The organism is Streptomyces sp. iso_384, from assembly GCF_056172905.1.
Map to the genome: position 1 here is coordinate 1,799,008 of NZ_JBWBTT010000001.1, position 13,166 is coordinate 1,812,173.

General features: G+C 69.8%; 12 protein-coding genes and 1 pseudogene. 9 read left to right on the top strand and 4 right to left on the bottom strand.

What is annotated here, in order from left to right:
* Positions 1-39: 39 nt before the first annotated feature.
* A complete protein-coding gene (locus AC0VY3_RS07985; protein WP_103510216.1) occupies positions 40-609 on the bottom strand; it encodes a DUF2690 domain-containing protein in 570 nt (189 codons plus the stop codon).
* Positions 610-1,661: 1,052 nt separating this feature from the next.
* On the opposite strand from AC0VY3_RS07985, the pseudogene AC0VY3_RS07990 reads away from it, so the two are divergent.
* Positions 1,662-1,924: pseudogene (locus AC0VY3_RS07990) on the top strand (phosphatase); the annotation flags it as partial.
* 37 nt (positions 1,925-1,961) lie between these two features.
* Here AC0VY3_RS07990 and AC0VY3_RS07995 read toward each other — a convergent pair.
* A complete protein-coding gene (locus AC0VY3_RS07995) occupies positions 1,962-2,735 on the bottom strand; it encodes a potassium channel family protein (protein WP_475549285.1) in 774 nt (257 codons plus the stop codon).
* Positions 2,736-3,321: 586 nt separating this feature from the next.
* Here AC0VY3_RS07995 and betT point away from each other — a divergent pair.
* From betT to AC0VY3_RS08020, 5 genes are all read left to right on the top strand, one after another.
* Positions 3,322-5,457 carry a choline BCCT transporter BetT gene (betT, locus tag AC0VY3_RS08000; RefSeq protein ID WP_103510218.1) on the top strand — a complete coding sequence of 712 codons (2,136 nt, stop codon included), beginning with the start codon at positions 3,322-3,324 and terminating at the stop codon, positions 5,455-5,457.
* Positions 5,458-5,717: 260 nt separating this feature from the next.
* Complete coding sequence (locus AC0VY3_RS08005; RefSeq protein ID WP_475549286.1) at positions 5,718-6,305, top strand: redoxin domain-containing protein; 588 nt, start codon at positions 5,718-5,720, stop codon at positions 6,303-6,305.
* A gap of 6 nt (positions 6,306-6,311) precedes the next feature.
* Positions 6,312-7,190 carry a cytochrome c biogenesis CcdA family protein gene (locus tag AC0VY3_RS08010; protein ID WP_103510220.1) on the top strand — a complete coding sequence of 293 codons (879 nt, stop codon included), beginning with the start codon at positions 6,312-6,314 and terminating at the stop codon, positions 7,188-7,190.
* 210 nt (positions 7,191-7,400) lie between these two features.
* Positions 7,401-8,933 carry a sodium-dependent transporter gene (locus AC0VY3_RS08015; protein WP_475549287.1) on the top strand — a complete coding sequence of 511 codons (1,533 nt, stop codon included), beginning with the start codon at positions 7,401-7,403 and terminating at the stop codon, positions 8,931-8,933.
* Positions 8,933-9,070, top strand: a complete 138-nt coding sequence (locus tag AC0VY3_RS08020) for a methionine/alanine import family NSS transporter small subunit (protein ID WP_103512544.1) — start codon at positions 8,933-8,935, stop codon at positions 9,068-9,070. Before AC0VY3_RS08015 ends, AC0VY3_RS08020 begins: the two co-directional genes overlap by 1 nt.
* Before the next feature lie 152 nt (positions 9,071-9,222).
* On the opposite strand, the gene AC0VY3_RS08025 is transcribed toward AC0VY3_RS08020, so the two are convergent.
* Positions 9,223-9,465, bottom strand: a complete 243-nt coding sequence (locus tag AC0VY3_RS08025) for a hypothetical protein (protein ID WP_146065967.1) — start codon at positions 9,463-9,465, stop codon at positions 9,223-9,225.
* A 127-nt stretch (positions 9,466-9,592) separates the two neighbouring features.
* Between AC0VY3_RS08025 and AC0VY3_RS08030 the strand changes: the two genes are divergently transcribed.
* From AC0VY3_RS08030 to AC0VY3_RS08040, 3 genes are read left to right on the top strand one after another with little or no spacing between them, the layout of a single operon-like run.
* Positions 9,593-10,717: an NAD(P)/FAD-dependent oxidoreductase gene (locus AC0VY3_RS08030; protein ID WP_103512545.1), complete on the top strand. Its 1,125-nt coding sequence runs from the start codon at positions 9,593-9,595 to the stop codon at positions 10,715-10,717.
* On the top strand, positions 10,714-11,634 hold the full coding sequence (locus AC0VY3_RS08035; RefSeq protein WP_475549288.1) for an NAD(P)H-binding protein: 921 nt from the start codon (positions 10,714-10,716) through the stop codon (positions 11,632-11,634). The genes AC0VY3_RS08030 and AC0VY3_RS08035 overlap by 4 nt, the downstream gene beginning before the upstream one ends.
* A 43-nt stretch (positions 11,635-11,677) precedes the next feature.
* Positions 11,678-12,364 carry a DsbA family oxidoreductase gene (locus AC0VY3_RS08040; protein ID WP_242739570.1) on the top strand — a complete coding sequence of 229 codons (687 nt, stop codon included), beginning with the start codon at positions 11,678-11,680 and terminating at the stop codon, positions 12,362-12,364.
* 116 nt (positions 12,365-12,480) lie between these two features.
* On the opposite strand, the gene AC0VY3_RS08045 is transcribed toward AC0VY3_RS08040, so the two are convergent.
* Positions 12,481-12,933 (bottom strand): cupin domain-containing protein, encoded by a 453-nt coding sequence (locus AC0VY3_RS08045; protein ID WP_050495505.1) that lies wholly within the window; start codon positions 12,931-12,933, stop codon positions 12,481-12,483.
* Between the last annotated feature and the right edge of the window lie 233 nt (positions 12,934-13,166).

A 13,166-nucleotide genomic window follows, 5' to 3' on the forward strand; every position in this document is an offset into this window, starting at 1 on the left:
ACAAGTGGCGTATGAGACGTCTTTTCCGCATGCTGCTCCTCACATCCAGTCCGTGCAGCTGCCGTGCTGGACCGCGAGACTCGCGTCGACCGGCCAGTCGTTCTGCTTGGTGGGGCTCTGGATGGTGTATTTCGTCGGTGCGGGGTCGAACGCGGTATCGACGTCGTTCCAGCACGCCTTCGCCGTCGTCTTCTTCCAGTTCTGCATCTTGGTGTAGGCGCCTGCCACGCCGCTGCCGAGAACGCCCGGACTGTCACCGGCCTGAACACCGCCGTCGGGATCGCGTGTCGTCCACAGTGTCAGGTACACGTATGCGGGCGACGTATCGAGATCGCGTGAGACCTTTGCCCATACGCCCTGACACATCGGCGACCAGAGCAGCCGTACCGAGACCGACTCGTCCGCCATGGTCTCCTGTTGAAGGATTTCAGCGTCCTCGTCGCACCCCATCGCAATGGGGTCCTTTCCCGAGCACGTGTCCCGAAAGCAGTCGGATTCCGCCACGGCCGGGGAGGCCGTGATTCCTTGGAAGGCTCCGGCCAGCAGCGCCAGTGCTGCTGTCGTCGGCCCCCATCTACCTATGCCGTGCACACACATCACCTCAGACATTCCATGCCGCTCCGGGTGCTGGAGAGGCAGGCGCAGCCTATGTGAACGCGCCCGGGGGTATGTGGAGTTATTGCACCCCTGCCTGCGCAGATGTCGAAGTTGGACATGTCGTCGCAGTGCACCTCAAAGGTGGTGAGAGGTCAGGTGAAAGGTGCGCCGGAGGGCGTTTACGTGACGATGGGTGCGGGTAACCCGCGCCTCCCTGAAAGAGTGATTGATGTGTACACGTACCACTTGTGAAGGTGCGCCTTTCGCCACTCCCTCAGGTGTTAAGTCCCGGGAAGGGGGCCGCTGGCTCGGAGTTTTTGACGAGATTTGACCGAAAGGGAAATGACGGGCCGGTATCGGTCCGTCGCCGTCGCCGGACGGGCAGGAGGGCGCGCATGCGCCGGGGTCCGCAGGCTACGGTGCCCGGATCAGCGACCTCAATTCTTCATCGGTGATCGCTGTCCGGTGAGCTGCGCCGGGTGAACTCTGCCGTCTTGGCGGCGGTGATTTCGCCGGAGAGGCGCTGGAGCGTCTTGTCGTCGACTCCGCCGCATGCTGCGGGCCGTTTGCCGTCCACGGCTTCCTACGCCGACCAGGCAACGGCCGAACGAACGAACCTGAAGCCCTGTCAACCCGCTCCGACCAGCTGATCAGCACCTCCCGCACCACCCCGGGGCCCGTGGAGAGAAGCGGTCAGAAGGCCACAGCGTCCTCCGGTACTTCGAACGCCTCCGTCAAGGGCACCGTCTTCTCCGTATCGCCCGGCCCCGTCGCGTCGGAGAGTTCGGCCCAGCGGTACGGGCGGCGGGATGCAGCAGTCCTCGACGCAGGTCGTGCGCTACACCGTCCTGGTGTCTCCCGACAGCGTTCCGGCGACGGTCCGGGCGGGCCAGGCGGTGACGGTGGAGACTCACGCCTGATTTTCTGACCGAACCCGCAGCTCTCTGAGCACCTGGTTCACTGGCGGTCCGGCGATGCTCGCGCCCGTGCCCGAGCAGACCGATCCGCACGCCATCCTCGGAACCTCACCGTTCGAGGGCAGTCTCGAAGAGGTGCTCGCAGCCGACGGTGCCGCCTTCGGCGCCGACGACGGCCTTTTCGCCATCCCGGTCACGGGACCGCACCGGGGCCACGTCGAGCAGTTCCTGACCGTCCCCAAGGGCGCCGAGACCTTCGGCCCGGTCATCACCGACGACCGCATCCTCATCGCCGCTCAGCACCCGGGCGAAACGCCGACGGCGCCACCACGGAGAACCCCGGTTCGGCCTGGCCCGACGGGCCCGGAACGGTGCCCAGGCCGTCCGTCGTCGCGGTGTGGGAGTCCTGACCGGCGAGGAGCGATCCCACCACCTCCCCCGCGATGGTCAGTGGTGTGCCGGTGCGGCGGAGCGGGGCGCCGGAGGTTCGGGCTCCGAGGGCGCCGTCCTGTTGGCCATCTCGGCCCGCAGGGCGGCGACTTCCGCGGTCAGGGCTTCCAGGAGGGCCGTCTGCCTTCTTTCCTCGGCGTCGTCCCGTTCGAACCGGGAGATGAACCAGGCCGCGATGTTCGCCGTCACGACGCCGAGCAACGCGATACCGGAGAGCATGAGCCCTACGGCGAGCAGTCGGCCGAGTCCGGTCGTGGGTGCGAGGTCGCCGTACCCCACGGTCGTCATGGTGGTGAAGGACCACCAGACGGCGTCGCCTATCGTGCGGATGTTGCCGTTCGGGGCGTCCCGTTCCACCTCCAGGACCGCGAGCGAACCGAACATCATGAGGCCGACGACGGTGCCGACGACGTAGAGGGTCAACGTGATCTGCGGCGCTTGGCGGGCCTGTCGGCCCACCAGCAGCAGCGTGGACACGAGCCGTAGCAGACGCAGCGGCTGGACCAGCGGCAGGACCACTGCCAGCAGGTCCAGGGGATGGCTGCGGACGAACGCCCACCTGTCGGGAGTGAGCAGCAGGCGTGCCATGTAGTCGGCGGCGAATGTCGCCCACACGACCCACTCCACGGCCCGGCACGCCGTGTGGGTCCAGCTCGGTGCGTCCGGAGCCAGGACGGGGACGGCGTAGGCCACGGCGAAGCCCACGGCCAGCACCAGCAAAGGGGCTCGCATGCGTTGTTCCCACTGGTCCCGAGCGATTCGATGTCTCATGGGGGAATGGTAGGAACCGTGCGGAGGAGGCAGCCCGCACGGTCCTGTACGGAGGTACGGAGACCCCTTCCTGCCGGGCCAGGGGCTCCGTCGCAGGGCCACGAGGAGAGTGACGGGGGCGTCCCACCGTGCCGGCCCGGCACGTCGCCGCCCTGCCTGCCGATGCGGCCGCGGACCCGCTCACCACCGTGCCCGGGCCCTCGGCCGCCCTCCGCAACGTGGCGTCACCGCCGTGGGCGTTAGCCCGCTCGGGTGCCTGGGCCACCGGCTCGACGCTGTGGCGGTGAGTCCCGTGGACCGATGGCCACCGCACAGGCCATGTTGCTGGCATCCGGCCGATCAGCATGGCGCCGGCTGAGGCAAGGGAGACCCGCGCCGGGTGTGCTGCACATCTGCTGTGAGCGGCCACCGACGCGATACCGGACGCGGGTCCTCGCCGTCGCCCCGGCGTATGAGGCGCGGCCGTTCGGCCCTGCTGTGACCATGCGGCCGGTCGACCTCCGGCCGCCGTACTCATCGAAGACCGACCCGCACCGGCGCACCGGATGCCGCATGGACACCCGTCCCGGAAAGAAAGGGGCCGACCATGTCGACCGCAGGAGCCAAGGGCCCCGAACCCGACACGGACGAACCGCAGATCGAGCCCGGTGCCCATGAGGCGGGCTCGATCAAACCGCTGGTCTTCTTCGGATCCGCGACGCTCATCCTGGCCATCTCGATCTGGGCGATCGTCACCCCCTCCGGGGCCGAGGAGGCCATCGGCGTGGTGGTCGACAAGATCTCCGGCTGGTTCGGGTGGTACTACTTCCTCGCCGCGACCCTGTATCTGGTGTTCGTCGTCTTCATCGGGGTGTCGAAGTACGGCACGATCAAGCTCGGCCCCAAGCACTACAAGCCGGACTACGGGCTCTTCGCCTGGGCCGCCATGCTGTTCGCGGCGGGCATCGGAATCGACTTGATGTTCTTTTCCGTCGCCGGCCCGGTGAGCCACTACCTGGCGCCACCGGAAGGGGACCCCGAGTCGCTGGAGGCAGCCCGGCAGGCCGTGGTGTGGACGCTGTTCCACTACGGCATCACCGGCTGGGCCATGTACGCGCTGATGGGTATGGCACTCGGCTACTTCGCCTTCCGTCACAAGCTGCCCCTCGCCATCCGCTCCGCGATCTACCCGATCATCGGCCGCCGGATCCACGGCAGGATCGGTGACGCCGTCGACCTGGCGGCCATCATCGGTACGGTCTTCGGAATCTCCGTGTCTCTCGGCATCGGTGTGGTGCAGCTGAACTACGGGCTCAAGGTCCTCTTCGGCGTCCCGGAGGGGCTGCCCGCGCAGATCGGGCTCATCGCCGTCGCGGTGGTGATGGCCACCGTTTCGGCGGCTGCCGGGGTCGACAAGGGCATCCGCCGGCTGTCGCAGCTCAACGTGCTCCTCGCGGTGCTGCTGATGCTGTACATCCTGGTCGTCGGCGAACCGTTCCGGCTGCTCAACGCGCTGGTACAGAACATCGGCGACTACCTCAGCGGATTTCCGTCGATGACACTCAACACGTTCGCCTACGATCAGCCGACCGAATGGCTGGACGCGTGGACGCTGTTCTTCTGGGCCTGGTGGATCGCCTGGGCACCGTTCGTGGGTCTGTTCCTCGCCCGGATCTCGCGAGGCCGCACCCTGCGCCAGTTCGTCGCCGCGACCCTGATCATCCCGTTCCTCTTCACCGGCCTCTTCCTGGCCGTCTTCGGCAACAGCGCCCTGTTCGTCGTGCGCGACGGAAACTCCGCTTTCGGGGACACCGCGCTCAACTCCCCGGAGCAGGCCTTCTACGGACTGCTGGACCAATATCCCGGGGCAACGTTCAGTGCGGGACTCGCGACCTTCGTCGGGCTGCTCCTCTACGTCACCTCCGCCGACTCCGGAGCCCTGGTCATGGGCAACCTCAGCTCGCACCTCCCCACCCCGGTGACCGACGCGCGGACCTGGCTCCGCGTCTTCTGGGCGGTGACGACAGGTCTGCTCACCCTCGCCATGCTCCTGGTGGGCGGGGTGCAGGCCCTTACCGACGCCACGATCATCATGGGGTTGCCCTTCTCGTTCGTCATGTTCTTGATCATGGCGGGGCTCTACCTCGCGCTGCGCTCGGAGCGGATGCGGGAGGATGCGCTGGTCACCACCCTGCCGGGGTCCCTTTCCGGGCGGACCACACAACAGGGACCTTCGGGGGCCCGGAACTGGCGGCATCGGCTGGCACGTGCGATGTCGTTCCCGGGCAGGCGGGCCGCCGTCAGATTCGTGGAGGACGTCTGCCGACCGGCGTTCGAGGAAGTCGCCACGGAACTGCGTGAACAGGGAGTGGAGGCGCAGATCCTCTCGGGCACCGAAGAGGAGAACGGCCTCCCCTACGTCGGTCTTGCCGTGCCGATCGGCCCCAAGGACCAGTTCGTCTACCGGATCTGGCCCGTCGAACGGCCGACCCCCGGCTTCGCCACCCGGTCGGTCAGCACCCACGACAACTACGTGCGCTTCGAGGTCCAGCTGGCCGAGGGCAACCAGGGTTACGACGTCATGGGCTACACCAGGGAGCAGCTCATCGGCGACACCCTCGACCAGTACGAGCGGCATCTGGAGTTCCTGCGGCTGCACCACGAGGCGACGGCAGGGTCGGCCTTCCCCGACCACCGACCTGATGCCCCGGACGCGGACCGGCCGGAGCCGCGGGCGGAGTAGCGGACGGAGCGCGGCTCGCGGTCCGGATCGGTGCCTTCACCGGTCGGGCAGGTGCGTCGAGGGGCTTTCGGTGGGGAACGACTGCGCTCGCCGGTGCGGGTGGCCGCCCTCCGGTCGTGTCCGGCCGCCGAGGCGTCCGCGCGGCCGGACGGGCGCGGTCACCGCCTCCGCCGCATGTCACGGAACCGTAAGCTCTGCCGTGCCCGCGGGGCGGGAGGTCGGTTCTAGAGTCGTTCCCATCCCGACCACAGGAGTCCTCCATGCGTGCCCGCACCGTTCTGCCTGCTGCCCTCGCCGCCGGCCTCCTCGCACTCACGGGATGCGGGGCGGACAGTGGCGCCGACGACGAGAGGGCGGGCGCGTCCTCCTCGGGCTCCTCGCCCTCCGTGCAGCCGCCGGCCTCCTCCCACGCGAGCGGCGACCCGACCGCCGGGCCCGTGGTGCCGCAGGCGCTGCGGTTCACCGCGACCACAGTGGACGGCAAGCCCTTCGACGGCAGAACGCTGGCGGGCAAGCCGACCGTGCTGTGGTTCTGGGCGCCCTGGTGCCCGAAATGCAAGGCCCAGGCCGCGGCGACCGCCAAGGCCGCCGCCGACCACGCGGGCAAGGCCAACGTCGTCGGCGTGGCGGGTCTGGACACCAATGAGGCCATGAGGGCCTTCGTCGCCGACACGGGTACCGACGGCTTTCCCCAACTGTCCGACGAGAAGGGCGAGCTCTGGAAGCGGTTCGAGGTCACCGAGCAGAGCCGCTACGTCATCCTCGACCGGGACGGGAAGACCGTGTACGAGGGAGTCCTGCCCGGAGGCAAGGGGCTGGCAGAGAAGGTCGCCGGGCTGACCGGCTGATCCGTGATGTCCGACCTCCCCCTCACTCTCGCGCTCACCGCGGGTGTCCTCGCCGCCGTCAACCCGTGCGGCTTCGCCCTGCTTCCGGCCTACCTCTCCCTTCTCGTCCTCGGTGACGACAGCCCCACCCGCGGTGTCGCCGTCGGCCGGGCGCTGACCGCGACCGCCTCGATCACCGTCGGCTTCGCCGCGCTCTTCGGCATATTCGGCCTGGCGATCCAGCCCCTGGCCGGTCAGGTCCAGGAACACCTGCCCTGGTTCACCATCACGTTCGGCATCCTCATGGCCGCCGCCGGCGCCTGGCTGCTGGCCGGCCGCCGACTGCCCGCCCTGATGCCGAAAGTCCGACGGGCCCCCACGGTCACCCGCTCCGTCCCCTCGATGGCCCTGTTCGGCGTGGCCTACGCCATCGCATCCCTGGGCTGCACCATCGCCCCGTTCCTCGCCATCGTCGTCTCGGCGTTCCGCAGCGGCTCGACGGGCGAGGGAATCATCCTGTTCGCCGCGTACGCGGTAGGCATGGGCCTGATCGTCGGCGTCGCGTCCCTGACCGTCGCCCTCACCCGCAGCACGGCCGTCAGCCACCTGCGCCGCGCCGGCGCGCTCGCACCCCGCATCGGCGGCGGGCTCCTGCTCCTCGTCGGCTTCTACGTCGCCTACTACGGCTGGTACGAGATCCGCCTCCAGCGCGACCCGGCCACCGCCGACGCCGTCATCGACGCCGCCGGCACCGCTCAGCGCGTCCTCGCCGACACTCTGGACGCCGTCGGCCCCGCCGCCCTGGCCGGGCTGCTGGCCTCGCTGCTCCTGGCGGCCTGGGCGATCCGCCGTCGGCGAGCACGCTCTGCGGACCGGTCGACGCCTGCACAAGGCCACAACGACTGAGTCCCGGGGGCCGCCCTGCCAGCGGCGGCGGGCCGCTGAGGGCCGGCTGCCGGAGGTGATGCCGAAGGCGCTCCGGTCCGGCGTGTGTCCGGCGAGCGCAGCCTTGGATCTGCCACCCGCCGGGCCCTGTCACCGCGGTTTCGGGGTCACCCCGCGCTAACGTGCCATCAGTTTGATCCGCTGCGCGATGAGAAGACCCGAGGATCGCATATGGCAGAGCAGCCACGTGAGCAATGGGCCACCCGTGCCGGCTTCCTGCTGGCCGCCATCGGTTCGGCCGTCGGGCTCGGCAACATCTGGCGGTTCCCCGCCATCGCCTACGAGAACGGGGGCGGCGCCTTCCTGCTGCCGTACCTCATCGCGCTCCTGTCGGCGGGCATCCCGCTGCTGATCATGGAGTACGCCATCGGGCGCAAGTACCGGTTGTCGCCCCCCGCCGCTCTGCGCAGGATGGCCCGGCCGGCGGAGGCCATCGGATGGTGGCAGGTCGTGATCTCCTTCGTGATCGCCACCTACTACGCCGTCATCATCGCCTGGGCCGTGCGTTACGTGGGCTTCTCCGTCGGCCGACAGTGGGGTGACGACCCGGAGGCGTTCCTGTTCGGCGACTTCCTGCGGGCACCGGAGTCACCGAGTTTCCTGGACGGCTATGTACCGGGCGTCTTCTGGCCGCTGATCCTGGTGTGGGCGGTTGTGCTGTTCATTCTGGCGTTCGGTGTCCGGCGAGGTATCGAACGCGCCAACAAGATCTTCATTCCGCTGCTGTTCGTCCTGTTCGCCGCGCTGGTGGTCCGAGCGCTGACGCTGGACGGTGCGGCCATCGGGCTCGACGCACTCTTCTCGCCGAACTGGTCGGAACTCGGCAACGGCAGCGTGTGGGTCGCCGCCTACGGGCAGATCTTCTTCTCGTTGTCCATCGGCTTCGGCATCATGGTCACGTACGCGTCGTACCTGGGCCGTCGGGCCGACCTGACGGGCTCCGCGATGGTGGCGGGTTTCGCGAACAGCTCGTTCGAGATCCTTGCGGGCATCGGGGTGTTCGCGACCCTGGGCTATCTGGCGACCGCTTCGGGAGTCGGCGTCGACGAGGTCGCCGGAGCGGGCATCGGCCTGGCGTTCGTCGCCTTCCCCGCGGTGATCTCGGAGATGCCGCTCGGTGCCCTCTTCGGTGTGCTGTTCTTCGGTTCCCTGGTGATCGCGGGGCTCTCCTCGCTGATCTCCATCGTGCAGGTGGTCGTCTCCGCCGTACAGGACCGGACCGGCATGCGGCGCGTGCCGGCGGTCCTGGGCATCGGCGGTCTGGTCGCGTTGGTCTCGGTCCTGCTGTTCCCGACCGAGTCCGGCATCTACCTCCTCGACGCGTCCGACCACTTCATCAACCAGTACGGCATCGCGCTGGCAGCTCTGGTCGGGCTGATCGTGATCGTCTGGGTGCTGCGCCAGCTCCCCAGCCTCCAGCAGGACGCTGACGCCACCTCCGCCATCCGGCTCGGTCACTGGTGGCGGATCTGCCTCGGTGTCATCACGCCGGTGGTGCTGGGCTGGATGATGATCGACAGCCTGCGGAGCGAGTTCGAAGAGAACTACGAGGGCTATTCGACCGGCTTCCTGCTCTCCGCGGGCTGGAGCGTCGCCATCGGCGCACTGCTGGTCGGGGTGATTCTCTCCCTGATGCCGTGGCCGGCCGGTGGCGAGGACATCGACCTGGACATGGAGTCGCCCGCCGACCGGAAGGAACACTGATGTCCGCCAGCGCGATCGTCATGATGGTTATCGCCATGCTCATCGTCTGGGGCGGGCTGATCACCGCCATCCTCCGGCTGAGGTCCCACCCGGAGCCCCCGGAACAGTTGCCCCCCGGCGCCCGCCCGGCCGAGTGACCGAGCCCTCGCCGACGTGCGAGGCGAGGCGCCCGTACGCTCGGCTGAAGCTGTCGGCCTGCGGAGTCGTCCTGTTTCTCACCGTCCGCTGAGATCTCCACCGCACGGGCGGTTACTCACGGAAAGCGAACGGCTTCCGTGAGGAATCCCGCTCACGACGGTGCGTTCGCCCGCCGTTCGGACTCCACAATGCGATCCGCCGCCGTGACGATGGATTCGATGGACATGTGAGGCGGCCGGCGGAGGCTTTTGGTGCGGGGCTTTCCTGCGGGCATCTCGCCCTCCGTTTCGGTGCGCAGATCCTTGCATTCCGTGATCTGTGGAAAACCCGCACCGGCCGGGCCGGTGCGAATGGTGTCAAGAATGCGCCATGAAGAGAAGGCGTCACGAATCACGCGAACGCGTGATGGCAGCTCCCGGCCCCTCCAGGATGCTCGGTCCGCAAGCTGACTGGATGCTGCGGCAGGAGGCCTACCGTGACCCGTTCTGTGCCGACGAACTCCTGGCTCGGGAGCCCGGACCATGGGTGAACACCGGCGTGACATCGATATCGCGGTCATCGGCGCGGGCGTGCTCGGGCTCGCGACCACGGACAGTCTGGTGCGTCGGGGCGCCGACGTCGTCTGCTTCGACGGGCGGGTGCCCGGCAGCGGGCTGTCCGGGGGGCTGACCCGGACGTTCCGGCACCGGCACGACGACGAGCGGCATGTGGCGCTCGCCGTGGACGGGCGGGCCGGGTTCGCCGAGTGGGAAAGGCGCAGCGGGAAGGTGCTGATCGGCGACGAGGGCGCCGTCTACGCCGGCATGGGGCCCGCCGATGTGAAGGGGCTGGCCCTGCACGGGGTGGCGCACCACTTCGTGGAGGCCACCGGGCAGGACTCCGTGTTCCCCGGGCTCGCCCCGGTGGACGGTCCGCTGCTCGTCGACCCGGGGGCCGGAGCGATACGGGCCCGGCACACCATCGACGCGCTCGTCGGCTGGGTGCGCGACCGGATCGTCGACGCCCACATCCACAGCGTCACCGTGCCCGCCGACGGCGACGGCGTGGAGATCCAGACCACCGAGGCCATCTACCGGGCCCGGCATGTCGTGATCGCCGCGGGCACCGCCGTTCCGGCCCTCGCCCGGGGCGTCGGGATCGACATCCCGCTGGAGTCGCGGCTGCACGTGCGCCCGCACTTCCGGGTCCGGGGGCACGAGCCGGGCCGCACCCGGGCGTTGCCGTGCTGGGTCGACCGCGCCGGGATCTGGGGCGAGACCGTGTACGGGTCTCCGATCGGCGACACCGGCCGGTATGTGATCGGGCTCATCGGCACCGAGGTCGACATCCCGTTCGGCCCGGACGGCGCCCTGCCCGAGGGCAGCACCACCCTGGACGACGCCCGGCGGGTCGTCGCGTACGTCGAGCGGGCGCTGCCCGGACTCGACCCCGAACCCGTGGGCGTACGCGTCTGCGTGATGACCAAGCTGCCGGCGGGCAGCGACGCGCTGCGGGCCTGGCACACCCCCGGCGTCACGGCCGTCGCCGGGCACAACCTCTTCAAGATGGCCCCCGTCCTGGGCGAACTCCTCGCCGACACCGCCCTGGAGGACCGGCTGCCCGACCGGCTGGCGGACGTCGGGGCCGGAGCTCTGGTCGCACCGTGACGGCGGCCCCCGCCGGCCGGATCGCGGTGACCGGGGCCACCGGCACGCTCGGCAGCGCGCTCGTACGGGAGTTGGCGGCGCGCGGCCACCGGCCCCTGGCGCTCGTCCGGCCGGGCCGGGCCGGGGCGGTCGTGGCGTCGGCGGATCCGGTCGAGGCGGAGCTGGGCGACGGCGGGCCGGAGGCCGTGCGGCGGCTCGCCGAGGCGCTGTCGGACACCCGGGCCCTGTTCCTGCTGACCCCGTTCCACCCCCGGCAGGACCTGCTCCAGCGAGCCGTCATCGAAGCGGCGGCGGCCGCCGGGGTCGCCCATGTCGTCAAACTGTCGGCCCTGGGCGCGGACCCGGATTCCCCGGTCCTCGTCCACCGCCAGCACGGCCTGGCCGAACGGGCTCTGGCCGACCGGGGCGTCGCCCATACCGTCCTGCGCCCCAACGCGTTCACACAGAACGCCGCCCAGTGGCTCGGCACCATCGCCTCCCGGGGCGCCGTACTGCTCCCGGTCGGGCGCGCCCGCGTCAGCATGGTCGACGTACGGGACATCGCGGCGGCCGCCGCGACCCTGCTCATCGGCCGGCCCGGCCACGGCGAGGTGTACGAGCTGACGGGGCCCCGGGCGCTCGCATACGCGGAGGCCGCCGCGGAGTTGACGGCGGCCTCCGGGCGGAGGATCCGCTACCTGGACGTCTCCGAGGACGTGGCGCGCGAGGCGATGCTCGGGGCGGGCGTCCCGGCCTGGGCGGTGGCCGCCCGGCTCCAGCTGTACGCGACCTACACCGCCGGGGAGGCCGAGACGGTCACCGGGGCGCTGCGGGAGCTGACCGGGCGTCCGCCGAGGCCGTTCGCGGACTTCGCGCACCTGCTCGCGGAGCGCATCCGGGCCCTGCCCGCCCCCGGCCCGGCGGAGGCGACCAGGTGAGCAGCGACAGCGATACCGTCCCCGGCCCCGCGGAGGTGATCCGGTGAGCATCGACGTCGCCCCCGGCACGCTGGTCGTCCACGCCGACATCGGGTGCCCCTGGGCCCACCTCGCCCTCTACCGGCTGCACACCACCAGGACGGCGCTCGGGCTCGATGAGCGGGTGCGCTTCGACATCCGGGCGTTCCCGCTGGAACTGATCAACGAGATGTCCACGCCCAAGCACATCCTGGACGCGGAGACCCCGGTCGTCGGCGCGCTGGAGCCGGCGGCCGGCTGGCAGATGTGGCAACGCCCCGACCACACCTACCCGGTGAGCACCCTGCCGGCGATGGAGGCCGTCGAGGCGGCCAAGGAGCAGGGGCTCGCGGCGAGCGAGACCCTCGATCTGGCGCTGCGCGTGGCGCTGTTCGGGCAGAGTCGCACCATCACCATGCGCCACGAGATCCTCGCCGTCGCCCGCGAGTGCGCCGGGGTGGACGCCGAGGAGCTCAAGCGGGCCCTGGTGCGCGGGCGGGCCCGGGCCGCCATCGAGGAGCAACTCGCCGTCTCGCTGAGCGACGCCGTGCAGGGCAGCCCGCACGTGTTCGCTCCCGGCGGGCTCGACGCCCACAACCCGGGCGTCGAACGCCACTGGCTCGGCCCGATGGGGGCCGGCTTCCCCGTCGTGGACCGGGACGAGCCCGGCCCCGTGTACGAGGCGCTGCTGGAGCGGGCCGCGCAGGGCTGAACCCAGGGAACAGCGGCGGAGGCCGCCCACCGGAGGAGTATCGGTGGGCGGCCTCCGCCGCTGTTCCCTGTCGTGTCGTGGTGGCCGTCGGGGTGCGGCCACCACGACCACCGGGCTCACTCAGGCACGATGATCATGCCGAAGTCCTCCGCCCGCTGCACCACCAGCTGTTCGTAGCCCACCGGCTCGTCCGGGCGGTCCTTCCCCGGCACGACCGGCGATCCGATCTCCATGAAGAAGTTCTCGAATCCGGCCGGAGCGAGCACGAAGAGCAGCTTCGTGATTTTGCTGGAGTCGTTGCGGAATTTGTGCTTGGCGCCGCGCGGAATGAAGATGAACGCTCCGCTCTCCGCCTTGATGACTTCGTCGCCCGACGCCACGGTGAGTTCACCGTCGAGAAGATAGAAGATCTCGTCCGCGTCGTTGTGGATGTGCATCGGCGGACCGTTGTCCGGGGCTATCTCCCCTTCGAGCAGGGTGAATCCCGGGCCGGTGGTGCCCTTTCCCGCCTTCACCGTGTACTTGTCGCCCTGCAGGGCCCAGACACTGGGTCCTTCGCCGGGAGCCACGTACGTAATCGATTCCGATCCTGTTCCAGCGCCCTGCGGGCCCCACGGGATACTCATCGGCTTCCTCACGGTCGTCACGGTCGTCACGTCGTTGCCGTGGTCAAGTCAACCGGGGAGCCGTGCGCCGGGCATCACGTGATCACGTGATGTGGCGGTGTGCGCCGCGATGACATCTTCCCCGGAACAGGCAACCCGGCAGCTCGCCGGGCATCGTCGACAACGGAGGAAGAACC